Annotated in this window: 22 protein-coding genes; 14 read left to right on the top strand and 8 right to left on the bottom strand. The window is 64.6% G+C overall.

Annotated elements, in window-relative coordinates:
- Positions 1-8: 8 nt before the first annotated feature.
- From K6G35_RS01685 to K6G35_RS01675, 3 genes are all read right to left on the bottom strand, one after another.
- Positions 9-218 carry a DUF2783 domain-containing protein gene (locus tag K6G35_RS01685; protein ID WP_008644438.1) on the bottom strand — a complete coding sequence of 70 codons (210 nt, stop codon included), beginning with the start codon at positions 216-218 and terminating at the stop codon, positions 9-11.
- Between the two features lie 25 nt (positions 219-243).
- Positions 244-1,998, bottom strand: a complete 1,755-nt coding sequence (locus K6G35_RS01680; protein ID WP_035881347.1) for an FAD-dependent oxidoreductase — start codon at positions 1,996-1,998, stop codon at positions 244-246.
- Positions 1,999-2,100: 102 nt separating this feature from the next.
- Positions 2,101-3,060, bottom strand: coding sequence for an MBL fold metallo-hydrolase (locus K6G35_RS01675; protein ID WP_495676020.1), 960 nt, complete (start codon positions 3,058-3,060; stop codon positions 2,101-2,103).
- Positions 3,061-3,277: 217 nt separating this feature from the next.
- On the opposite strand from K6G35_RS01675, the gene K6G35_RS01670 reads away from it, so the two are divergent.
- The 10 genes from K6G35_RS01670 to K6G35_RS01625 all read left to right on the top strand — a co-directional run bounded on the left by K6G35_RS01670 (position 3,278) and on the right by K6G35_RS01625 (position 12,155).
- Entirely contained in the window at positions 3,278-4,063 is a 786-nt protein-coding gene (locus K6G35_RS01670; RefSeq protein WP_008645260.1) for an IclR family transcriptional regulator, read from the top strand.
- Entirely contained in the window at positions 4,060-4,866 is an 807-nt protein-coding gene (locus K6G35_RS01665; protein ID WP_035881346.1) for an IclR family transcriptional regulator, read from the top strand. Before K6G35_RS01670 ends, K6G35_RS01665 begins: the two co-directional genes overlap by 4 nt.
- A gap of 182 nt (positions 4,867-5,048) precedes the next feature.
- On the top strand, positions 5,049-6,548 hold the full coding sequence (locus K6G35_RS01660) for an MltF family protein (protein ID WP_008645258.1): 1,500 nt from the start codon (positions 5,049-5,051) through the stop codon (positions 6,546-6,548).
- A gap of 229 nt (positions 6,549-6,777) precedes the next feature.
- Positions 6,778-7,596 (top strand): class I SAM-dependent methyltransferase, encoded by an 819-nt coding sequence (locus K6G35_RS01655; RefSeq protein WP_008645250.1) that lies wholly within the window; start codon positions 6,778-6,780, stop codon positions 7,594-7,596.
- A gap of 193 nt (positions 7,597-7,789) precedes the next feature.
- Positions 7,790-8,119, top strand: coding sequence for an ArsR/SmtB family transcription factor (locus tag K6G35_RS01650; RefSeq protein WP_008645248.1), 330 nt, complete (start codon positions 7,790-7,792; stop codon positions 8,117-8,119).
- A gap of 3 nt (positions 8,120-8,122) precedes the next feature.
- Positions 8,123-8,611: an ArsI/CadI family heavy metal resistance metalloenzyme gene (locus tag K6G35_RS01645; protein ID WP_008645246.1), complete on the top strand. Its 489-nt coding sequence runs from the start codon at positions 8,123-8,125 to the stop codon at positions 8,609-8,611.
- A gap of 68 nt (positions 8,612-8,679) precedes the next feature.
- Complete coding sequence (gene arsB / locus K6G35_RS01640) at positions 8,680-9,750, top strand: ACR3 family arsenite efflux transporter (RefSeq protein ID WP_008645243.1); 1,071 nt, start codon at positions 8,680-8,682, stop codon at positions 9,748-9,750.
- Positions 9,751-9,759: 9 nt separating this feature from the next.
- Positions 9,760-10,182, top strand: a complete 423-nt coding sequence (arsC, locus tag K6G35_RS01635) for an arsenate reductase (glutaredoxin) (protein ID WP_035881343.1) — start codon at positions 9,760-9,762, stop codon at positions 10,180-10,182.
- Positions 10,179-10,943 (top strand): arsenical resistance protein ArsH, encoded by a 765-nt coding sequence (gene arsH / locus K6G35_RS01630; protein ID WP_035881342.1) that lies wholly within the window; start codon positions 10,179-10,181, stop codon positions 10,941-10,943. Before arsC ends, arsH begins: the two co-directional genes overlap by 4 nt.
- An 18-nt stretch (positions 10,944-10,961) precedes the next feature.
- A complete protein-coding gene (locus tag K6G35_RS01625; protein WP_008648103.1) occupies positions 10,962-12,155 on the top strand; it encodes an MFS transporter in 1,194 nt (397 codons plus the stop codon).
- Positions 12,156-12,387: 232 nt separating this feature from the next.
- On the opposite strand, the gene K6G35_RS01620 is transcribed toward K6G35_RS01625, so the two are convergent.
- Positions 12,388-12,936, bottom strand: coding sequence for a single-stranded DNA-binding protein (locus K6G35_RS01620; protein ID WP_008648114.1), 549 nt, complete (start codon positions 12,934-12,936; stop codon positions 12,388-12,390).
- 297 nt (positions 12,937-13,233) lie between these two features.
- Positions 13,234-14,490, bottom strand: a complete 1,257-nt coding sequence (locus tag K6G35_RS01615; protein WP_040011123.1) for an MFS transporter — start codon at positions 14,488-14,490, stop codon at positions 13,234-13,236.
- 274 nt (positions 14,491-14,764) lie between these two features.
- Here K6G35_RS01615 and uvrA point away from each other — a divergent pair, with 274 nt between their 5' ends.
- Complete coding sequence (gene uvrA, locus K6G35_RS01610; RefSeq protein ID WP_495676019.1) at positions 14,765-17,632, top strand: excinuclease ABC subunit UvrA; 2,868 nt, start codon at positions 14,765-14,767, stop codon at positions 17,630-17,632.
- Between the two features lie 53 nt (positions 17,633-17,685).
- On the opposite strand, the gene K6G35_RS01605 is transcribed toward uvrA, so the two are convergent.
- Both K6G35_RS01605 and K6G35_RS01600 read right to left on the bottom strand, forming a co-directional pair.
- A complete protein-coding gene (locus tag K6G35_RS01605) occupies positions 17,686-19,362 on the bottom strand; it encodes a Na/Pi cotransporter family protein (protein ID WP_008648120.1) in 1,677 nt (558 codons plus the stop codon).
- Positions 19,363-19,573: 211 nt separating this feature from the next.
- Complete coding sequence (locus tag K6G35_RS01600; protein ID WP_011515197.1) at positions 19,574-20,146, bottom strand: adenine phosphoribosyltransferase; 573 nt, start codon at positions 20,144-20,146, stop codon at positions 19,574-19,576.
- Positions 20,147-20,272: 126 nt separating this feature from the next.
- On the opposite strand from K6G35_RS01600, the gene K6G35_RS01595 reads away from it, so the two are divergent.
- Entirely contained in the window at positions 20,273-20,851 is a 579-nt protein-coding gene (locus K6G35_RS01595) for a DJ-1/PfpI family protein (RefSeq protein ID WP_008648124.1), read from the top strand.
- A gap of 58 nt (positions 20,852-20,909) precedes the next feature.
- A complete protein-coding gene (locus K6G35_RS01590; RefSeq protein ID WP_035881338.1) occupies positions 20,910-21,338 on the top strand; it encodes a ribbon-helix-helix domain-containing protein in 429 nt (142 codons plus the stop codon).
- Here K6G35_RS01590 and K6G35_RS01585 read toward each other — a convergent pair.
- A complete protein-coding gene (locus K6G35_RS01585; RefSeq protein ID WP_035881337.1) occupies positions 21,328-23,307 on the bottom strand; it encodes a monovalent cation:proton antiporter family protein in 1,980 nt (659 codons plus the stop codon). The genes K6G35_RS01590 and K6G35_RS01585 overlap by 11 nt on opposite strands.
- A gap of 150 nt (positions 23,308-23,457) precedes the next feature.
- Here K6G35_RS01585 and K6G35_RS01580 point away from each other — a divergent pair, with 150 nt between their 5' ends.
- Positions 23,458-24,441, top strand: coding sequence for a KpsF/GutQ family sugar-phosphate isomerase (locus K6G35_RS01580; protein WP_024569509.1), 984 nt, complete (start codon positions 23,458-23,460; stop codon positions 24,439-24,441).

Raw genomic sequence — 24,441 nt, 5'->3', positions numbered from 1 at the left:
GGAAGTGGCTAGCTTGCGGCGGGCTCGAGCGCGACATCGCGCGCCAGGCGCATCGCTTCGCGCAGCGTGTCGAGATCGCCGATGTGGTTGGCCAGCAGCAGGATCAGTCTCGCGTTGACCGCCTGGCTTTCGGCGTCATCGAGGTCGTGATGCATCGCGATGAGCGCCTCGTAGAACTCGTCGGGATGGGCAAGATTGGGAGCGGTGTTGAGCGGCATGGGCCTGTCTCCTGGTGGCTGTCTATCAGGCCAGTGCCGGCGCGCGTGCCGCGGCTGGCGATTGCGCCGCGGCGCTTGCTGCGACATTGCATGTGGCGCGAGCGATCGCCCCGGCGATCTGGTTCGCATCGACCGCGCGCCACCGCGCGCAGACGTGCTGGTCGGGGCGAATCAGGTAGCAGGTGCCCGCGCGGGCGTCATAGCGCCTGGCCGCCACGCCGCCCGCGTCGCGCAGCACGATCGCGCCGGGCCAGGCTTCGGCCGACGCCGAAATGGCCGCATCGGTCACGAACACCACGCGCAGCGGAATGTCTCCCTGCTGCAATTGCGTCAGCGCTTCGCGGCAGGCGACGTCGATGCCAGCCGGCGCGCCAAAGATCAGCGCTACGAAGTCATCGCCCAGATGCGGCAGCAGCCACGGCTTGCCTTGCGCGCCGGCCACGGGGGCATCGACGCATGCTGCGCCCGGCACCATCTGGCCGGAGAACGATTCCGCATCGGCAGTGTTCAGCGGCGAGTCGCGCAGCACCGCCGGCACCGACAGCCGGCCACTGTTGACCAGTTGCCGCGCAAACGCGTGGTCGCGCGCCAGTGTCAGCACCGCGTCGCGGAAGATGCGGCTGACCGCGCTCTTCGGCGTAATGAAATCGGTCGAGCGCGTCGAGTTGAGGATGTTCTCGTCGGCCGCGAACTCGCGCTCGCTGGCGTAGGTATCCAGCAGGCTTTCCGGCGCCTTGCCCTGCAGCACGTAGGCCAGTTTCCAGGCAAGGTTCTCGGCATCCTGCACGCCGCTGTTCGCGCCGCGCGCGCCGAACGGCGAGACGCAGTGGGCCGAATCGCCCGCGAACAACACGCGGCCGTGGCGGAAGCTGTCCATCCGCACGCACGAGAACGTATAGACGCTGACCCATTCGAGCTCGAATTTCGCATCGGGGCCAAGCAGCGCCTGCACACGCGGCAGCACGCGCTCTGGCGTCTTCTCGAATGCAGGATCGGCATCCCACCCGAGCTGGAAGTCGATGCGCCAGACGTTGTCGGGCTGCCGGTGCAGCAGCACCGACTGGTTCGGATGGAACGGCGGGTCGAACCAGAACCAGCGCTCGGCCGGGAACGGCGCTTCCATTTTCACGTCGGCAATCAGGAAGCGGTCTCGGAACGTATGACCGTGGCTCTCCAGGCCCAGCATCTTGCGCAGCGGGCTGCGCGAGCCATCGGCGGCCACCACGTAGGCACCGCGCAGCGCGTAGCAGCCATCGGGCGTTTCGATCGTCAGCGCCACGTGGTCCGCATGCTGCTCGATGGCAACTGCCTTGCTCTTCCAGCGGATCTCGATGTTGGGCATCGTCTGCGCGCATTCGAGCAGATAGCCCTCGAGGTAGTACTGCTGCAGGTTGATGAACGCCGGCCGCTGGTGGTCGGATTCGGGCAACAGGTCGAACGCAAAGACCTGGCTGTCCCGCAGGAAGACCTTGCCCAGGTTCCAGCGCACGCCCTTGTCGACCATGCGGTCGCCACAGCCGAGCCGATCGAAGATGTCCAGCGTGCGCTTGGCGAAGCAGATTGCACGCGATCCGACCGAGAGCATGCAGTCGTCATCGACCACCACCACCGGCACGCCGTGGCGGGCCAGGTCGATGGCGGTGGCCAGGCCAATCGGCCCGGCCCCGACCACGATCACGGGATGCGGGGCGGCATTGGTCGATGCCCCCCGCTGCTCGGCGCATGGTACGTAGTCGTACTGGATGCGCTGGTAGTCGATGTCGACCTTGGTACTGCTCATGGTGTCTCCATCCACGCACTTGCGGCGCTTGATACTGCTTTCTGTTTGCTCCCCTCTCCACTTCATGGGAGATGGGGACCACAATCAACAACCTAACAACGCTCAGTCCTGCAGCGCCGCCCACATCTCCTGGTCACGCTGCGCCGTCCAGATACGGGGATGCGTGACGCCGGCCGCCTCGTCGAAGGCGCGCGACACGTCGAACGGCAGGCAGTGTTCGTAGATGAACACCTGGCCGAACTTCGGGTCCATCGACTTGCGCGTATGCGCCATCGCCGCCTTCAGGTCCATCTTTCCGGCCACGGCTTCCTTGCCAGTCTGGAACAGCGTGGAGACGAAATCCTTGGTGTAGGCCAGGCCCTTGGCCACGTCCTCGCGCGTAGTCAATGCAGGGCCACGGCCCGGCACCAGCTTCTCGGGCTGCAACGCGGCCAGCGCGTCGAGCGTGGCGGGCCATTGCTCGAGCTGGGCATCGCCGCAATAGCAGGCCGCGTCGTATTCGACCAGGTCGCCCGAGAACAGCACCTTCTGCTGCGGCAGCCACACCACGGTGTCGCCCTTCGTATGGCCCGCGCCCAGATGGGCGATGCGGACTTCGAGCTTGCCCAGGAACAGCGTGATTTCGCGTTCGAACACGAGCGTCGGCCAGGTCAGACCCGGCACGGTTTCCACGCCGGCGAACAGACGCGGAAAGCGCTCGATCTCGGACTTCATGTCGGCTTCGCCGCGCTCGACGATCATTTCGTAGGTGCCACGGCTGGCGATGATCTGCTGCGCGCCTTCGGCGAAGTACGCCGACGCGCCGAGCACACGCACCGCGTGGTAGTGCGACAGCACCACGTACTTGATCGGCTTGTCCGTGATCGCGCGGATCTTGGCGATCAGGTCCTGCGCCATGGCGGGCGTGGCGGTGGTGTCGATGATCATCACGCCGTCATCGCCGATGATCACGCCGGAATTGGGGTCGCCCTCGGCCGTGTAGGCGTAGGCGTTTTCGGAAAGCTGGGTGAAGGTGATCTGCTTGGCTTCCAGGTCGGCCTGGGATGCGAATGCTTTTGCCATGTCTGTCTCTTTATGGGAATCGTGGGGAGCGGTATGGGAATCTTAGGAATTCGGCTATTTTTAGTCAATGGCAAATTCAATTGCTATTCGCTAAATACCCCGCAAACCCTTGTATTGACGTGACCCGCCCCGGGAAAACCCTCATCCAGCATGGCAACAGGGGGCGCCTTGCGAGGCGCATGGATTACCATTTGGACTTTTCAGGCAAGGCACAGGCATGGCACGCACGCCGGGCGAGGGTTCGGGCAAGACGCAACGCGGCATCCAGAGCGTGGAGGTCGGCGGCCGCCTGTTGCAGGCGCTCGCCGATGCGCGACGTCCACTGCCGCTGGCCGAACTGGCGGCTGCCGCGCAACTGGCCCCGGCGCAGGCGCACACCTATCTGGTGAGCCTGATGCGGCTGGGACTGATCAAGCGCGAGCACGTGGACGGCTACTACGAACCGGGCCCGCTGGCGCTGCGGCTTGGCATGATGCGGCTCGACAATGAGCCGGCCTACCGTGCCGCTGTGCAGCGCGTGCGGACGCTGGCCACCGATATCGGCTTCAACGTCGCCATCAGCCTGCCCACGCCGCAAGGGCCGACCATCGTCGACTACGCACCGGCCGGCACCTCGCTGCATCTGAACCTGCACGTCGGCACGGTGATGGCGCTGGCCACCACCGCGACGGGACGCGCCTACTGCGCGTTCCAGCCCGAATCGCACTGGCAGCCGATCTGGGCGCAGCAGCAGACACCGGCCACGGCCTCCACCCTGCCCGCCTTTCTCGAAACACTTGCCGCCGTCCGCGCACGCGGCACGGAGCGCAGCATCGATTCGCCGAGCCCGGCCGTGAGCAGTCTGGCGATGCCATTGCTCGACGACGACGGCACGCTGCGACTGGTGCTGACCGCCATCGGCTCCACCGGGGCGATCGACGTCGCGTGGGATGGCCCGGTGGCTGGCGCGCTACGTGCCGCGATCGGCGATATTGCCCGCGCGATGAAGGAAGGTGACGCATGAGCGACGAGATGCTGGCGGACGCCGCCAAACCCCAACGCGGCATCCAGTCGCTCGACAACACAGGCCAGTTGCTCGGCGCGCTGGTCGATGCGGGGCAGCCACTCTCGCTTGGGGAACTGGCGCGCGCGGCGGGCATGGTGCCGGCCAAGGCATTTCCGCATCTGGTCAGCCTGCAGAAGATCGGACTGATTTCCCGCAACGCCGATGGCGACTTCCAGGCTGGTACGCTGGGTCTGGAACTCGGCCTGATTGCGCTGCAGCGGCTCTCCCCGACGCGCGAGGCGGAGCCGGAGGTCATCGCTCTGGCCCATGCCACGGGGTTGTCGGTGGCGATGGCCGTCCAGGGGCCGCTAGGTCCCACCGTGATCCGGCTCGAGGAATCGGCCCGTCCGCAGCACGTGAGCCTGCGCGTGGGTACCGTGCTATCGATGGTCAATACGGCGATTGGCCGCGTGGTGGCGGCGCATCTCCCCGACGACCTGCTGGCCGACGCGCTCGCGCAGGATGCTATCCGCATGGCGGGCACTGCCTTCGACGGCCCGTTGCCATCCGGATACCTCGAACGGCTGCGCGGCATCCGCGCCGGCGGCATCGACCACGCCGTGAGCCGGCCCGTGCCCGGCATCGACACGCTGGCCGCACCGGTGTTCGACCACACCGGCGCCCTCGCCCTGGTGATCGCGGTGATGGGCAGTAGCGGCAGCTTCGACAGCCGGCTCGACAGCGATACCGCCCAAGTGGTGCGGCAGGCCGCGCGGCGGCTGTCATGGCGATTCGGCGCGAGCGGCACGGCGCCCGCCTGACCTGGCGCACCGGCCACCGCCGGCTTCGCGGCCTGCCCTCATCGGAACCTCTACGGAACCTCTACGATCGCCAATTGCCCGTCTATGCTTAGTCAACGGACGGCGATTGCCTGCGCATCCGGGCCCGCTCCCGGTGGCCGGCATCCGCGTGCCAGCAGGACCTGACTGTCGCGAGGTGTGCAATGGTCAACGATCGAAGGCGGTTCCTTGTCATCGGCGCCCGCGCACTGGCCGGCGCTTCCATCACGTGGTCAGGACTGGCGGCGGCAGCGACGCCCGCCATTCCAGCCCCCAAGGAAAAGCGGCTCACCCCTCCGCGCCAGCTCAACCTGACGAACAAGCCCTGGACCGGTGACTTCGATGGCATGTTCAAGCACCGCACCATTCGCGTGCTGGTGCCCTACAGCCGCACCCTGTACTTCAACGACCGGGGACGCGAGCGGGGCGTCACGGCGGACACCGTGCGGGATTTCGAGCGCTATATCAACAAGACCATGGCCGATCAGCTTGCCAAGCGGCCGCTCACGGTCTACATGATTCCGGTCACGCGCGACCGTTTGCTGCCCGATCTCAATGCCGGTCTTGGCGACATCGCAGCCGGCAATCTCACGGTCACCGACTCCCGGCTCAAGCAAGCGGACTTTGTTGTCGGGCAGACCAGCAAGCCGATCCGGGAGCTGGTCATCACGGGCCCGAAATCCCCCACGCTTGCCACGCTCGACGACCTGGCTGGCAAGGCCGTGCACGTGCGCCCCAGCAGCAGCTACTACGAAAGCCTGACCGCGTTGAACGACCGCTTCCGTAAGGCCGGCAAACCGCAGATGCGCCTGGTGCTGCTACCCGACGCGCTGGAGGACGAAGACGCACTGGAAATGCTCAACGCCGGCACGCTGCAGATCCTGGTGGTCGACGACTGGAAGGCGCGCATCTGGGCCCAGATCCTGAAGCGCATCAAGGTTCGCGATGACCTCGCGGTACGTGAAGGCAGCAAGATCGGCTGGGCAATCCGCAAAGGCAGTCCAAAGCTGAACGCGGTCCTCTCGGACTACAACGACAACTTCATCAAGAAGCAGGGCATCGCCGACTACCGGCTGAAGCAATACATGAAGGTCATCAAGCAGATCTCGGACAACACCAACGGCGCGGAGATCAAGCGGTTCCAGGACACCCTGGCGTTCTTCGAGAAGTACGGCAAGCTCTACCATTTCGATCCGCTGATGCTGGCGGCGCAGGGCTTCCAGGAGTCCCAGCTCAATCAGAACGCGCGTAGCCATGTGGGAGCGATCGGTGTCATGCAGATCATGCCGGCCACTGGGAAGGAACTGAACGTCGGCAGCATCAGGATCACCGAATCCAATATCCACGCGGGTACCAAATACCTTGACCAACTGATGACGAGGTACTTCTCCGATGCGAATTTCTCGGAATCGGACCGGCCACTGTTTGCATTCGCCAGCTACAACGCCGGGCCGGGAAATATCTCCAAGATGCGCACCGAAGCCAAGGCTCGGGGCCTGAACCCGGACAAGTGGTTCAACAACGTCGAGATCGTGACCTCCGAGCGGATCGGCATCGAGACCACCACCTACGTGCGCAACATCTACAAGTACTACGCCGCCTACAAGCTGATCGAGGATGCGCAGGAAGAACGAAGCCGCGCCATGGAGAAGGTGACCGGGTAAAGCCTGGCCACGGCACCGGGTCTGGTGCCCGGCTCATACCGACGGCGTATCTGGGATCACCGATGCCATCGCCTTGCCCGTCGCCCTCATGCATATGGATGGGGTCAATGGATTGAGCCCGCTCTGTGTATAAAACGGATGTGGGGTTTCGCACCGAACGTCGTGCACGGCCGGAACACTCTCTCTGCCATCGCCATCAGGGCGATGCACCGATCGTCGGGAGACAACCATGAGCACGGCCGTCGCGCAGGACACCATCAATCGCAAGGCATGGCGCAGCTGGGGAGCCAGGAGGTGGTTCAAGATCCTTTCGGACTGGACAGACCCCGGAGAAGCCGCGGCGATAGCCTTCGTGGCCGATGCCGTGCGCGACACACCCATCCTCGACGTCGGCGTAGGTGGCGGCAGAACGGTACCGATGCTGCGCAAGCTGAGCCAGCATTACGAGGCCATCGACTACATGCCGGAGATGGTGGAGATCTGCCAGCACAATCATCCTGATATACGCGTCAGTCAAATGGATGCGCGTGACCTGTCAGCATTTGAAGACAATACCTTCGGCCTGGTGGTGTTCAGCTTCAATGGCATCGATGCCGTGGACTACGCCGGACGCCGCGCCGTGCTTGCCGAGTTCGCCCGCGTGCTGCGCCCGGGCGGTATGCTGGTGTTCTCCACGCATAACCTGCACGGCCCCACCTATCGCGAGAACCTGACACAGTTCCTGCGCTTGCCCGCATGGTCCAACAACCCGGTACGACTCGGCTTCAACGTCGCGCGCGCAGTCGTCAACCTGCCGCTGGCCACCATCAACTTCCTGCGTAACTCACAACTGAACCGCGAGTTCGATGGCTACGCGGTGCGGGTGTGCGCTGCCCACAAGTTCGGCATCGTCATCGTCTATACGGACGTGCCCACCCAGTTGCGCGAGTTGAAGGCCTGCGGCCTGCAGACCGAAGCGGTGTTCGGCAACTTGAACGACAAGGCGTTTCAGCCCGGCGACCCCCTCGACGACGTCAACTGGTTCCACTTCGTGGCGCGAAAGTTGTAGACGCTGCGGCAGCGGTGTTTCGAGCACAAGGACCCTCGCCTCGCGCGGGGATCCTTGCTGCGGCTGTCGCGGCCTTCGCTGAGGCCGAACTGGTGACGATCAACACGCTTGTGCCCATTCGCCACGCGTTGGCGGTCACCGACACTTCCAATCTTCCATTGCACGGTTTCCATGTTTCGACTATATTCGAAACATGGAAACCGATAACGCTCTCGAAGCCCTCGCCGCGCTGGCCCACGGCATCCGCCTGGCCGTTTTCCGCCTGCTTGTGCAGGCCGGGCCCGAAGGCCTGCCGGCTGGCCGCATTGCCGAGCTGATGGAGATGCCAGCGTCGTCGCTGTCGTTCCACCTCAAGGAACTGCACCGCGCCGGACTGCTGGCGAGCCGCCAGGAGGGCCGCTCGATCATCTACATGGCTCGATTCGAGACCATGAACGCCTTGCTGGGCTATCTCACCGAGAACTGTTGCGGCGGCGCGCCGTGTTCGCCGGTGTCCTCCTGTTCAGTCGCCACGGAGTCCTGAACCATGAAGCGCTTCCACGTCCACGTCAGCGTGGCCGACCTGCCGGCCAGCATCCGCTATTACTCGGCCCTCTTCGATGCAGAACCGACTGTCGTCCGGGACGACTATGCCAAGTGGGCGCTGGACGATCCACGCGTGAACTTCGCCATATCCAATCGCACCGAGAAGCTGGGCGTGGATCATCTCGGGATCCAGGTGGAGACGGACGCCGAGCTTGCCGAGATGCAGGGGCGGCTGGCCAACGCCGACCTGCCCATGCAGTCCCAGTCCGAGACAAACTGCTGCTACGCGACCTCGAACAAGCATTGGTCAGTGGACCCAACGGGTATCGCCTGGGAATCGTTCCACACGCTGGGCAACGCGCCGACCTATGGCGAATCGCGCGATCGCAATGCCGAGGCCTCCGCTTGCTGCGTGCCGGTTCAATTGAACGCCACGCCGAAGCCATCAACCAAGACCGCCTGCTGTACGCCGGAATCCGGCTGCTGCTGAGTTTTTTCCCTGACACGCCGATACCCATCCTTGGATGGGGGCGCGCGTGCTTGTCTCAATCCCGCACCATGTCCGAACAACTCGACTACGCCCCCGCCGATATAGCACGTCACTCCGCGATGAGTGTCTTCGAGCGCTATCTGACGGTCTGGGTGGCGCTTTGCATCGTGGCCGGCATCCTGCTCGGCCAATGGCTGCCAGCGGCGTTCCACGCCATCGGCGCGATGGAAGTCGCTCAGGTGAACCTGCCGGTCGGCATACTGATCTGGGTCATGATCATTCCGATGCTGATCAAGATCGATTTCGGTGCGATGGGCCAAGTGGCAGGCCACTGGCGTGGCATCGGTGTGACGCTCTTTGTGAACTGGCTCGTCAAGCCGTTCTCGATGGCATTGCTGGGCTGGATCTTCGTGCGCCATCTGTTTGCGGGCTGGCTGCCGGCCGATCAGCTCGACAGCTACATCGCCGGCCTGATCCTGCTGGCGGCGGCGCCTTGCACGGCGATGGTGTTTGTCTGGTCCCAGCTCTGCAAGGGCGATCCGTACTTCACGCTTTCGCAGGTGGCACTCAATGACGCGATCATGGTCGTGGCCTTCGCGCCTGTCGTCGCGCTGCTGCTGGGCCTGTCGTCGATTACCGTGCCGTGGGACACGCTCATTACCTCGGTTGCGCTCTACATTGTCGTGCCGGTGCTGATCGCGCAGGTCATCCGGAAGGTGTTGCTGGCCCGAGGCGACGCTACGTACAAGCGCGTGGTCGGCGCACTCGGGCCCTACTCGATCACCGCACTGCTCGCAACGCTGGTGCTGCTGTTCGGCTTCCAGGGGAATGCCATCGTCGAACAGCCGCTGATCATCCTGCTGCTGGCCGTACCGATCCTGATCCAGGTCTTGTTGAACTCCGGCCTGGCCTACCTGCTCAACCGCAAGCTCGGCGTAGCGCACTGCGTGGCCGGCCCGTCGGCGCTGATCGGCGCAAGCAACTTCTTCGAACTGGCCGTGGCGACCGCGATCAGCCTGTTCGGCTTCCAATCCGGCGCGGCGCTGGCCACCGTCGTCGGCGTGCTGATCGAAGTGCCAGTGATGCTCTTCGTGGTGGGCGTCGTGAACCGCTCACAGCACTGGTACGAATCGCACTGAGGTATCCCCATGACCGTCACCATCTATCACAACCCAGCGTGCGGTACGTCACGCAATACGCTAGCCATGATCCGCAATGCGGGCATCGAGCCGATTGTCGTCGAATACCTGAACATGCCGCCGGACCGACAGACCTTGCAGTCGCTGATCCGCGCCGCCGGTCTTTCCGTGCGCGAAGCAATCCGCGAGAAAGGCACGCCCTACGCCGAGCTTGGCCTCGGCGATCCCGCGCTGACCGACGACCAGTTGCTTGATGCGATGCTGGCCCATCCGATCCTGATCAATCGGCCCTTTGTGGTCACCGAGCTTGGCGTGCGGTTATGCAGGCCGTCGGAAGTCGTGCTGGATATCCTGCCGGCGCCGCAACAAGGTGCGTTCACCAAGGAGGACGGCGAGTCCGTGATCGACACACAAGGCCGGAGGATCCGATGACCACGGATATGCCCAATATCGTCCCTGCGGTGCTCGATACGCCTGACCTCCGCAAGCTGGAGCCCGCACGCATCAGCACCCACCCGCCGCGCATCCTGCTGCTCTACGGATCGCTGCGAGAGACGTCTTATAGCCGCCTGCTGGTGCAGGAAGCCGAACGAATTCTTCAGCATTTCGGCGCGGAGACCCGCGTGTTTGATCCAAGCGAGTTGCCAATGGCCGACAGCGTGCCTGCCGATCACCCGAAGGTGGTTGAGTTGCGCAAGCTCTCTGAGTGGTCGGAGGGCCAGGTGTGGTGCAGCCCCGAGCGCCACGGCACGCTGACGGCCGTCTTCAAGAATCAGATCGACTGGTTGCCGCTGGAGATGGGTGGCATCCGCCCAACGCAGGGCCGCACGCTGGCCGTGATGCAGGTGTGCGGCGGCTCGCAGTCCTTCAACGCCGTCAACGCGCTGCGCGTGCTGGGACGCTGGATGCGCATGGTGACGATTCCGAACCAGTCGTCGGTTGCCAAGGCCTACCAGGAGTTCGACGCAAGCGGGCGAATGAAGCCATCGTCCTACTACGACCGCGTGGTCGATGTCATGGAAGAACTCTACAAGTTCACGCTACTGGTGCGCGATCGCAGCGACTACCTGACCGATCGCTACAGCGAGCGCAAGGAAGCCGCTCCGGTCAACGCGACGACGCTCGCGGCAGCAGCCATGAGTCACGAGATCGAAGCCCAGATCAGCGACACCGATCGCGGCGAAGTGGAATAACAAGACACGGGACGGGCCATGGAGCCGAGCAGTAGCGTGATTGCCAGGCTGGGAGTCGCCCAGACGCTGGCCTGGGGTTCGACGTACTACCTGCCGGCCATGCTGGCAACGCCGATGGCGCAGGATCTCGGCGTCTCGACGCCGACGATCTTTGCGGCGTTCAGCGTCGCGCTGGTGGTATCGGCACTGCTCGGACCTACAGCCGGACGGATGATCGATCGTACCGGTGGGCGATCTGTCCTCGTGGCAACGAGTCTTGTTTTCGCCATCGGGCTTGCCGGGCTAGGCGTGGCGCAGGGCGTCGTCGGACTCTTTGCCGCATGGGTAATTCTTGGCATCGGCATGGGTGCCGGCCTCTACGAAGCCGCATTCGCAACACTGGTCGCGCTCTATGGCAACCGCTCACGCGGTGCCATCACCGGGATCACGCTGATCGCTGGCTTTGCCAGCACGGTCGGCTGGCCGCTTTCCACCTTTATGGAGGCGCACATCGGATGGCGGGGGGCCTGCTTGTCCTGGGCGGCGTTGCATCTCACGCTAGGACTTGCGCTGAACCTGAGCATGCCGCGCGTAGTCGCCACGGCAACTGCACCGAGCAGGCCTGCGTCGCCAACGGTCAGCGAGCTGACGCAACCTGCTGACGAGCGTTCGCAACGAGCGGACTCCTATGCGTTGGCTTTCGTTTTCGCGGCGACCTGGTTTATCAGCACTGCGATGGCGGCACATTTGCCGCGGCTGCTTCAAGCGGGTGGCGCGTCTCTGGCCACGGCCGTTATGGTGGGCGCGCTGATCGGCCCGGCGCAGGTTGGTGCCCGGATTCTGGAGTTCGGCCTACTGCGCAAGGTCCATCCCTTGCTGTCCGCCCGGATCGCGGCAGCACTTCATCCCCTTGGCGCACTTGCATTCGGCCTGGTCGGAGCGCCTGCCGCGGCCTTGTTCGGCGTGTTGCACGGAGCCGGCAACGGCATCCTCACCATTGCCAAGGGCACGCTGCCGTTGGTCATTTTCGGACCGGGCGGCTATGGTCATCGCCAGGGAGTATTGATGGTCCCGGCCCGCGTCGCACAAGCGTTAGCACCCTGGATTTTCGGGATGTGTCTGGACCAGTTCGGAGCGAAGTCGCTGTGGTTGTCTTCCGCGCTTGGCATGGTGGCGATCTTGGCGCTCATGGCGGTCAGGCAATCGGCTCCGCTCAAGACCAGCGCAACATAGTCCTGCTGCAATCGCTACGCACCATGGTCCATGAACTAGCGTTTCCCGTCCGCCATCTTCAATCGCTCGGAATTCTCCGGCCAGTCAGTGAGCGCCTCCAGGACCACCACACCCATGTTTTCATCGATGGGGCCCAAGGCACCACCACCCAAAAAGTACTGATAAAAAAGAAAACCCCCGCTCAAAGGCGGGGGTTTTCTTTCTAGCTTTCCGTTACGAGGTCCTAGAACGGTTAGAACGGAATATCGTCGTCCATATCCTCGAAGCCGTTCGACGGTGCCTGTTGCTGGCGACGCTGGCCGCCTTGCTGACCGCCGCCCTGGGCACCACCGCCCTGGCTGCGGCCACCACCACCTTGCGATTCGCGGCTGTAGCCACCGCCACCGCCCGCACCACCGGTCGCACCGCCGCCGTAGCCACCTTCCTCACCGCCGCCGCCGCCCTGGCCACGGCCACCCAGCATCTGCATCTGGTCCGCGACGATTTCGGTGCTGTACTTTTCCTGACCTGACTGGTCCTGCCACTTGCGCGTGCGGATGCGGCCCTCGATATAGACCGACGAACCCTTGCGCAGGTACTGGCCGGCGATCTCGGCCAGCTTGCCGAAGAACGCGATGCGGTGCCACTCGGTGGCTTCCTTGAATTCGCCGGACTGCTTGTCCTTGTAGCGGTCGGTCGTCGCCAGCCGGATGTTGGTCACGGCATCGCCGCTGGGCATGTAGCGGGTTTCGGGGTCGGCGCCCAGGTTGCCGACGAGAATGACTTTGTTGACCGATGCCATGTAGATGATCTCCAGGGACCGCGCCCTTTCAGCGCGGTACTAAACGTAAGGAACGTGCAAAAAAAGCTGGGACGTAAACGACATCACGCGCCCTACGGATGAACCGTCAAGCGCGTGTTCATGCTAACGCCAATACAGCAGGAAAACGTAGCGGACTAATACCGATACGAAAAAAACTGTGTCTAAAAAACCGCTTCAGGATGAAGCGAAGCGGTTCTGGCCAGGCGCGCGGCCGCAGACAGTACACCAGGTACGACAAGGCCACGCAACGACGCCAGAATCATTCTGAGGTGGCTTCTAAGCCGCCACCGCAGAAGTACTTGCTTGCCCACGGGCCGGGGGCGCCTTCATGCTCCACGCGATTATAAGCCAGAGCACCAGAACCACCGCGCACCCTATGAACACTGCGCTGCGTCCTTCGTGCTGGAGCAGCCAGCCACCGGCCACGCCACCGAGGAACAGGCCCAGCGACTGGGTCGTGTTGTAGACGCCAAGCGCCGCGCCACGGCTGACCGCAGCGTAACGCGACACCAGCGACGGCTGCATCGCCTCCAGCACGTTGAACGCGACGAAGAACAGCAGCAGCACGCCGACGATCGGCCAAAGGCCGTGGACCGACGCGAACAGGATCTGGACGACCGTCATCAGGGCCACCGAGGCCAGCAGCACCGGACGCACCTTGCCGTAGCGCTCGGCGGCCATCATCGGCGCCAGCATCAGCAGGAACGACACCAGCACGACCGGCAGGTAGACCTTCCAGTGCTGGTCCAGCGGCATCCCCGCGTCGCTCAGCATGGCCGGCACCACCATGAACATGGCCACCTGGCTCGCATGGAGCGCCAGCACGCCGACATTCAGACGAATCAGGTCGGCATTCATCAGCACCTGGCGGAACGGCAGCCGCACCGGATGCGGCGGCGGCGGCGCAGGCACCAGGAACAGCGTCACGCCGATCGCCACCACGCCGAATACGGCCATCAGGCTGAAGATGCCCGACATACCGATCGAATGCAGAAGTGGCGAAGCAATCACCAGCGAGAGCGCGAACGTCAGGCCGATACTGCCGCCGACCATTGCCATGGCCTTGGTGCGATGGCGTTCACGCGTCAGATCCGCGATACAGGCCGTGATGGCCGCGGAGATCGCGCCCATGCCCTGCAACGCGCGGCCGATGATGATGCCGGTCAGGGTATCGGAGAACGCTGCAACCAGCGCGCCGGCCACGAAGAGCAGCAGCCCCGCGACCATGACCGGCTTGCGCCCGACCCGGTCGGACAGCCAGCCCAATGGAATGTGCAGGAAAGCCTGCATCAGCCCGTAGATCCCCATGGCGATGCCAACCCGCTGGGCGTCGTGCCCGTCGGGCAGCGTGCGCGCGTACTCGGCAAAGACCGGCAGGATCAGGAACAGGCCCAGCATGCGCAGGGCAAAGATGCTGGCGAGTGTGAGGCTGGCGCGCAACTCGCCTTTGGTCATGCGGTCACGCACGGGCTCGGTCCGGGTGGACTCGTCGGCAAGGGATGCGGGCTGGGAAGAAGGCGGGATCGACGGCATTGCGGTCGTATAAGGAATCTGGTCCGGTCGGCGACAGCTTCGATCGTCCGAACGCCGGGAAGTTGCTGACGCGGGGCTGTCTCCACCCCGTTGTCATTCGCCAGTCTGGCGCCGGGCAACCCCGGAAACCGAAGTTCGGTATATTAGCAGGTTTGCTTCCCGCGCTTTCCGCATCACGCTCCGCTTTCGGCGGGCCCGGAAATCGCGTGTCGCGGCAGGCTGGCGCCCCTGTTTCGGGCGCCCCAGGCGTTGCGCAAGGCACATTGACGGGGATATGGAAGAAATCAAGATCCGTGGGGCGCGTACCCACAACCTGAAGAACATCAATCTCGACCTGCCGCGTAACAAGCTTGTGGTGATCACGGGGCTGTCGGGGTCAGGCAAGTCGTCGCTCGCATTCGACACCCTCTACGCCGAGGGGCAGCGCCGGTATGTCGAATCGCTGTCCGCCTACGCCCGCCAGTTCCTGCAACTGATGGAAAAGCCGGACGTCGACCTGATCGAGGGGCTGTCCCCGGCGATCTCGATCGAGCAGAAGGCCACGAGCCACAATCCGCGCTCGACCGTCGGCACCGTCACAGAGATTCACGACTACCTGCGCCTGCTCTTCGCCCGCGCCGGCACGCCCTACTGCCCCGACCACGGCATCGCCCTGCAGGCGCAGAACGTGTCGCAAATGGTTGATGCGGCGCTGGCGCTGCCAGAAGACACCAGGCTGATGATCCTGGCGCCGGTGGTCTCGGACCGTAAGGGCGAGCACACCGACCTGTTCGATACGATGCAGGCGCAGGGTTTCGTGCGCTTCCGCATCCGCTCCGGCGGCGGCACCGCGCATGAGGCCGAGGCCAAGGTCTACGATGTCGACGCGCTGCCCAAGCTCAAGAAGACCGAAAAGCACACGATCGAGGTGGTGGTCGACCGCGTCAAGGTCCGCGCCGACATCAAGCAGCGCCTGGCCGAATCGTTCGAAACGGCACTGCGACTGGCCGATGGCCGCGCGATCGCGATGGAGATGGACACCGGCCGCGAGCATGTGTTCAGCTCGCGCTTTGCCTGCCCTATCTGCTCCTACTCCTTGCAGGAGCTGGAACCGCGCCTGTTCTCGTTCAACAACCCGATGGGCGCCTGCCCTAGCTGCGACGGCCTGGGCCAGATCACGTTCTTCGATCCGAAGCGGGTGGTGGCCTTTCCGAACCTCTCGCTGGCCTCGGGCGCGATCAAGGGCTGGGATCGCCGCAATCAGTTCTACTTCCAGATGCTGCAGAGCCTGGCGGCGTTCTACGAATTCGACACGGAAACCCCGTTCGAGGAACTATCGCCCGAAGTGCAGCAGGTAATCCTGCATGGTTCCGGCGAGACCGAGATCCCGTTCACGTATATCAACGAACGCGGCCGCACCACGCTGCGCGCGCACGCGTTCGAAGGGATCATCCCGAACCTCGAACGCCGCTATCGTGAAACCGATTCGGTGGCCGTGCGCGAGGAACTGGCCAAGTACCAGAACAACCAGGCGTGCCCGGTCTGCCAGGGCACCCGCCTGCGCACCGAGGCGCGCCATGTGAAAGTGGGCGAGGCCGATCAGGCCCGCGCGATCTTCGAGATCAACGGCTGGCCGCTGCGCGACGCGCTGACGTACTTCCTGACGCTGGACTTGCACGGTGCCAAGCGCGAGATCGCCGACAAGATCGTCAAGGAAATTACCGCCCGGCTGAACTTCCTGAACAACGTCGGGCTCGACTACCTGTCGCTCGAGCGCAGCGCGGACACGCTGTCCGGCGGCGAGGCGCAGCGCATCCGCCTGGCCTCGCAGATCGGCTCCGGCCTGACCGGCGTGATGTACGTGCTCGACGAGCCGTCGATCGGCCTGCACCAGCGCGACAACGACCGACTGATCGGCACGCTCAAGCATCTGCGCGACATCGGTAACTCGGTGCTGGTGGTGGAGCACGACGAGGACATGATCCGCGCGTGTGACTACGTCGTCGACATTGGCCCGGGCGCGGGCGTGCATGGCGGCATGATCGTGGCGGAAGGCACGCCGGACCAGATCGAGGGCTCGCCGGCATCGCTGACGGGGCAGTACCTGTCCGGCCAGCGCCGCATCGAGGTGCCGAAGACGCGCGCGCTGCCCGACGACGAGCGGCTGCTCCGCATCGTCAACGCCACTGGCAACAACCTGCGCAACGTCACGGCCGAAATCCCGGTGGGCCTGCTCACCTGCGTCACTGGCGTTTCTGGCTCAGGCAAGTCGACGCTGATCAACGACACGCTCTACCACGCGGTGGCACGCCATCTGTATGGCTCGACTGCGGAGCCCGCACCGCATGACCGCATCGAAGGCCTCGAGCACTTCGACAAAGTCATCAACGTCGACCAGAGCCCGATCGGCCGCACGCCGCGCTCGAATCCGGCCACTTACACCGGCCTCTTCACGCCGATCCGCGAACTGTTCGCGGGCGTGCCCTCCGCCAAGGAACGGGGCTACGACCCGGGCCGCTTCTCGTTCAACGTGAAGGGCGGCCGATGCGAGTCATGCCAGGGCGACGGTGTGATCAAGGTGGAAATGCATTTCCTGCCCGACGTCTACGTGCCGTGCGATGTCTGCCACGGCCAGCGCTACAACCGCGAGACGCTAGAGGTGCTGTACAAGGGCAAGGCCATCTCCGAGGTGCTCGACCTGACCGTCGAGCAGGCGCACGAGTTCTTCAACGCCGTGCCGGTGGTGCGCCGCAAGCTGCAGACGCTGCTCGACGTGGGCCTGGGTTACATCCGGCTGGGGCAGTCAGCCACCACACTCTCCGGCGGCGAGGCGCAGCGCGTGAAGCTGTCGCTGGAACTGTCCAAGCGCGACACCGGCCGCACGCTGTACATCCTCGACGAGCCCACCACGGGCCTGCATTTCCACGATATCGAACTGCTGCTCAAGGTCATCCACAAGCTGCGCGACCAGGGCAACACGGTCGTGATCATCGAGCACAACCTCGACGTCATCAAGACGGCGGACTGGCTGATCGACATGGGCCCGGAGGGCGGTGCGGGTGGTGGCCAGGTGATCGCGAAGGGATCCCCGGAAGTCGTGGCCGCCAGCAAGGCGAGCTTCACGGGCAAGTATCTGGCGCCTCTGTTGAAGAAGCAGGGGTAGGTCTCCGGGGCGTGGTCGGAAATCGACGCGCCCTGCCCTCTCCCCCAGCCCCGCTAGCGAGCGCCCGCCACCGCAGCGACCTTCTCCTCCGAATCCTCTTTCATCCGGCTGCGGTTCATCATCCCCGCCCGCTCCAGCACCGGATATGCGGTGGAGCAGAACAGCGAATTGAGGCGCTTCAGTTCCGCGATCAGATCCAGATGGAGCGAGCTGGTCTCGATGCTCTCCACGGTCTGCACGGCCACACGCTGCAGGTGCGAGCGCGACAGATCGCGCTCCAGATCGCGGAAGGCCGCCTTCTCCGCCATCAGTTGCTGAGCGCTGCGAAGGTCACCGGTCAGGAACACCGACAGCCCCAGACGCAGGTTCGCCACCACGCGGGCGTGCATCTCGGCGATCTCCTGCATGCCGGCCTCGGAGAACGACAGGTTGTGCGCGATCTTCTTTTCCTTGGTGTCTACGATCACGCGTTCGATCAGGTCCCCCGCGTGCTCCAGGTTGATCGTCAACGAGATGATTTCCGTCCAGCGCTCGCCATCGTGCTCGTCCAGCGCCTCGGTGCTGATCTGCGTCAGGTAGAGCTTGATCGCGGTGTAGAGATCGTCGACTTCGTTGTCGATACGACAGGTGGCATTGGCCAGCTTCAGATCGTTGGTCCGCAGCACGCGCAGCAGGTTGTCGAGCATTTGTTCAACGCGATCGCCGATGCGCAGCACCTCGCGCGCGGCGTTGGACAACGCGAGCGTCGGCGTGGACAGCGCGGCCGGATCGAGATGGCGCGGCGTGACCTGGCTGTCGCCGGTGTTCCGGCCCGGCAGAATGGCCTCGCACAGGCGCGCCAGCGGCGCGGTAGCGCCCAGCAGCAACAGCGCCAGCGCCACGTTGAACAGCAGATGGAAGTTCACGATCATCCGCTGCGGCTCGCTGCCAACCAGCGCCAGCAGTTCCTCGGCCTTCGTCAGCAGCGGCAACGCGATCACGCAACCGAGCAGGCGCGACAGCAGGTTGCCCAGCGTCACGCGCTTACCGGGCTGGTTGTTGCCCGACGTCGACATCAGCGCCGAGATGCCCGAACCGAGATTGGCGCCGAGCACCAGCGCCATGGCCACGTGGATCGACACCACCCCGGCCGATGCCAGCGCGCCGCAGAACAGCACCATGGCCAGGCTCGAATAGCAGAGGATCGTCAGCACCGCGCCGATCAGCATGTCCAGCGCGGCATCGCCGGTCAGCGTGCTGAACAGCACCTTGACGCCGGCCGCCTGCACCACGGGCCGCGTGGCGATCGAAATCAGTTCCAGCGCCAGCGTGATCAGACCCAGCCCGATCAGCACACGGCCCACGTGGCCGGCCTTGCTGCCCTTCCATGACAGATGCAGGATCACGCCAATAAAGATCAGCAGCGGCGACAGCCAGGACAGATCGAGCGAGAACACCTGCACCATCAGCGCGGTACCCACGTTCGCGCCCAGCATGATCGCCAGCGCAGGGGCCACCGCGATCAGTCCCTGTCCGACGAACGAACTGACGATCACGGCCGTGGCATTACTGCTCTGGACGAGACCGGTCACGCCGACGCCCGCGAGGAACGCAGCAAACCGGTTGGACACGCTGACGGAAAGCACGTGGCGCAGATTGGCGCCGTACACGCGCAGGATACCGACCTTGACTATGTTGGTGCCCCAAATCAGGAGCGCCACGCCGGAGAGAAGATGAAGCAATACGCCCATAGTGCAGCCTTCTTCGTGACCGGTGCCGCGAGGGGCAGAAGCGAGGCGCGCAGCCCGGTCATCGCCTTGTTATTTCAAGGAGGCATTATGCGCCCCCCTGTCGAAGGGAGCAAACCCGGGCGGGGGCGCAGGCAGTACAGGCGGCACGGCAAGGCCCCGCATCGACGCCAGAATCCTTTTGAAAAGGCTTCCCAGGGCTTCCCAGGGCTTCCTAGTGGCCGTCGAAATTGCAGACCGTGAACAGCGACAGGCCGCTGGCTTGCAAAAGCTTGGAGCCGCCGAGCTCAGGCAGGTCGACGATCGCCCCGCCTTCCACCACCGTTGCGCCAAGACGCTCCAGCAGCTTGCGGCCCGCCATCATCGTGCCGCCCGTGGCGATCAGGTCGTCGATCAGCAGCACGCGGTCTCCCGGCTTGCAGGCGTCGGCATGGATCTCCACGGTGGCGCTGCCGTACTCGAGCTCGTATTCCTCGGCCACCGTCTGAAACGGCAACTTGCCCTTCTTGCGAATCGGCACGAAGCCCAGGTTCAGTTCGTACGCGATGATCGATCCGAGGATGAAGCCGCGCGCGTCGATGCCAGCCACGAGGTCCAGGTTCTGGTCCATGTAGCGGTGCACGAAGACGTCGATCAGCACGCGCAGCGTCTTGGGGTTCTGCAGCAGCGGCGTGATGTCGCGGAACATCACGCCCGGCTGCGGCCAGTCCGGCACGGTGCGGATGCGGTCACGCAGGTAACCGGTGACATCGCCAAGATCGGGGGACTGGATGATGGAGTTCGACATGAAGGAAACTGGAAAGTGAAATTACGCGCGATGCGGTAACGGGCTACCACCCGTGTCCAAAACCATCGCCGCACAATGGCCCGGCTGATTGAACATCCGCAACCCGCAAAGATACAGGAGACAACCGTGGCCAAGAAGATCTTGATGCTGGCCGGCGACTTCGCCGAAGACTACGAAACCATGGTGCCGTTCCAGGCACTGCAGATGGTGGGCCACACGGTTCACGCGGTCTGCCCGGACAAGAAGGCTGGCGACCACTGCGCCACCGCCATCCATGACTTCGAAGGCGACCAGACCTACACGGAGAAGCGCGGCCACAACTTTACGCTGAATGCCACGTTCGCGGACATCGATCCGGCGCAGTATGACGCCCTCGTCATTCCGGGCGGCCGCGCCCCCGAATACCTGCGACTGAATGCCCGCGTGCTCGAGATCGTGCGCCACTTTGCCCAGGCCAACAAGCCGATCGCCGCGGTCTGCCACGGCGCGCAACTGCTGGCGGCAGCCGGCGTGCTCGAAGGTCGCACCTGTTCCGCCTACCCCGCCTGCGCGCCCGAGGTGCGGCTGGCCGGCGGCAAATATGCCGATATCCCGGTCGACCAGGCCCATACCGACGGCAACCTGGTGACGGCGCCAGCCTGGCCTGCCCATCCGGCCTGGCTGGCGCAGTTCCTTGCAGTGCTTGGGACGCGGATCGTAGAGTAGAAGCTTCCGAACGTGGCGCGGGCCATCGGGCCCGCGGCCGCGCCGCACGGAGGTATCCATGTGTGAGATCTTCATCCGGGCCAATCCGGATTCGTACCAGACCCAGTCCCGATCGCTACGCCTGCACGGCATGGCCACCAGCATCCGGCTGGAAAACCTGTTCTGGGAGGTCCTGGAAGAACTGGCGCAACGCGACGGCATGACCGTCAACCAGTTGCTGACGCGGCTACACGACGAACTTGCCGAACATCGCGGCGAGACGTCGCTATCGGCCAACTTTGCCTCGTTTTTGCGTGTGTGCTGTATGCGCTACTTACTTCTGCAAAACGAAGGGCGCATCCCGGCCGATACCAATGTGCCGATCCGGTCGCTCGATGCGCGAGCTGTGCTGGATAGTCTACCCGCGTCGTGGGTGGAAGCTGGCAGTTCGCCGTTGCCAAGGGCAGCCAGAGGCGAGCGCGCCTCTGCGTCTAGTTCTAGTCCTTGATCAGCCGTTCCTCGGCAGACTCCAGCGCCTCGGGCGTGCCACGCAGCACCACGATGTCGCCCGGCTCCAGCACGGTGTCAGGCTCGGGGTCGAAGGCGCGGATGCCGCGCCGGCGCACCGCCGTGACTTCCACGCCGATCCGCTCCAGCCCCAGCGCCCCCAGGCGACGCCCCACGGCGGTGTGTTCCGGCCCGAGGGACACCGCGTGCAACCGCACCGTGTCCCGCTCCACCATGTCTTCCTCGTCGTCACGGCCGTGGAAATAGCCGCGCAGCAGGCTGTAGCGTGCGTCGCGCGCCTGCTGCACGCCCCGAACCACGCGGCGCATCGGCACGCCCAACAGCACCAGCGCGTGTGAAGCCAGCATCAGGCTGCCTTCGATGATTTCCGGCACCACCTCGGTCGCACCCGCCTTCTGCAAGATGTCCAGCTCGGAATCGTCGACGGTCCGCACCAGCACCGGCAGCGCCGGCGCCAGCTCCTGAACGTGGTGCAGCACTTTCACCGCCGACGGCGTATTGGCATAGGTCACCACCACCAGCGCCGCGCGGTGGATACCGGCCGCGATCAGCGCCTCGCGCCGGCCGGCATCGCCATAAACCACCGTATCGCCCGCCGCCGCCGCGTCGCGCACGCGATCCGGGTCGAGGTCGAGCGCCACGTAGGTGATGCCCTCGCGTTCCAGCATATGAGCCAGGTTCTGGCCACTACGACCGTAGCCGCAGATGATCGCGTGCTTCTCGGTCTGCAGACTCTGCGCCGCGATCCGGGTCATGTTCAGCGACTGCAACAGCCATTCGTTCGCGGCAAACCGCAGCACGATCGCGTCGCTGTACTGGATCAGGAACGGCGCGGCCAGCATCGACAGCAGCATCGACGCCAGGATCACCTGGATCAGCACCGGGTCCACCAGCCCCATGCCATCTATCTGGTTCAGCAGCACGAAACCGAATTCGCCCGCCTGCGCCAGCCCAAGGCCGGTGCGGATCGCCACCCCCTGGCGCGAGCCGAACAGCCGCGCCAGCACTGCGATCAGCACCAGCTTGAACAGGATCGGCACGATGAGCAGCGCGAGCACGAGCCAGACGTGGTCGAACACCACCCGGACGTTCAGCAACATGCCGATCGTGACGAAGAACAGCCCGAGCAGCACGTCCCGGAACGGCTTGATGTCCTCTTCCACCTGATGGCGGTAGGGCGTTTCCGAAATCAACATACCCGCCATAAACGCGCCGAGCGCCATCGACAGGCCCAGCCGCTCTGTCAGCGCGGCCATGCCCAGCGTGACCAGCAGCAGGTTCAGCATGAAGAGTTCCTGCGACCGGCGTGCCGCCACGACGTGGAACCAGCGGCTCATCAGGCGCTGGCCCAGGAAGAAGATCGCGCCCAGGGCCACGGCAATCTTGACCGTGGCCAGCCCCAGCGCGAACGCCAGGTCTCCCGGATCGCGCGACAGCGCGGGGATCACAATCAGCAGCGGCACCACGGCCAGATCCTGGAACAGCAGGATGCTGATGATGTTGCGCCCGTGCTCGCTTTCCAGCTCCATGCGCTCGGAAAGCATCTTGGAAACGATGGCCGTGGACGACATGGCCAGCGCGCCGCCCAGGGCCACGGATGCCTGCCAGGACAGCGGAAAAAGCCAGTTGAACATCCAGCTCGCCGGCACCACGGCCAGCATCGACAGGATGACCTGTGATCCGCCCAGCCCGAACACCAGCCGCTTCATCGCGCGCAGCTTGGCCAGGCTGAACTCAAGCCCGATCGAGAACATCAGGAAGACCACGCCGAATTCGGCCAGGTATTTGGTCTGGCCCGAATCGCTGGCCAGGCCAAGGGCGTGCGGGCCGATCAGGATGCCCACCGCCAGATACCCGAGCATCGGTGGCAGTTGCAACATGCGGAACGCCACCACGCCAAACACGGCAGCGGCCAGCAGCACCAGGGTCAGTTCCAGCGGAGAATGCATCGGCGATTGAAAAGTACCAGCCGGGCACGCGCGCCGTCCCGGCATTTGCGCCCTGCCGGCGAAACACGGCAAGCGCGGCGGTCGTCACAGCGGCAAAAGGCTCGAAAGCCGGGCCAGACGCCATCGCATTCGTTGGTATACTCCGACGCCATGATAGCCAATTTCGATGCGGATCGAGCACTCCGGCTCGCCCGCCAGACCCTTGAAATCGAAGCCGAGGCCGTTTCCGCGCTGGCCGGACGGCTCACGCCCGCGTTCACCAAGGCGGTGGAGATGATTCTCGGCTGCACCGGGCGCGTCGTCGTGTCCGGCATCGGCAAGTCGGGCCATATCGGCCGCAAAGTGGCCGCCACGCTGGCATCCACCGGCACGCCGTCCTTCTTCGTGCACCCCGCCGAGGCCAGCCATGGCGACCTCGGCATGATCACGCGCGACGATGTCCTGATCGCCTTCTCCAATTCCGGTGAAACGGCCGAACTGCTGGCGATCATTCCGATCGTCAAGCGCATCGGCGCCGGGTTGATCTCCATCACCGGGAACGCCGAATCGAACCTGGCCAAACTGTCCAACGCCCACCTCGACGGCGCTGTGGCTCAGGAGGCCTGCCCGCTGAACCTCGCCCCGACCGCCAGCACCACCGCGGCGCTGGCGCTGGGTGACGCGCTGGCCGTGGCGGTGCTCGACGCGCGCGGCTTTGGCGAAGACGACTTCGCGCGCTCGCACCCAGGCGGCGCGCTGGGCCGCAAGCTGCTCACCCACGTGCGCGACGTGATGCGCACTGGCAATGCGGTGCCCGCGGTACGTGAAAGCACGCCGCTGGCCCAGGCCCTGATGGAAATCACCCGCAAGGGCATGGCCATGACCGCCGTGGTGGACCCCGACGGCCGCGCCGTGGGCGTGTTCACCGACGGCGACCTGCGCCGCCTGCTGGAAACGCCGCGCGACTGGAAGACCGTGCCGATCGGCGAGGTCATGCACCGCAACCCCCACACCGTGCATCTCGACAAGCTCGCCGTGGAAGCCGTGCAGATCATGGAAACGAACCGCATCAACCAGTTGCTCGTCGTCGATGACGACGGCCACCTGGCGGGCGCGCTCCACATCCATGATCTGACCCGGGCCAAGGTCATCTGA

This window comes from Cupriavidus sp. HY129 (genome assembly GCF_059492215.1).
This window is presented reverse-complemented; position numbering and strand designations above follow the sequence as displayed.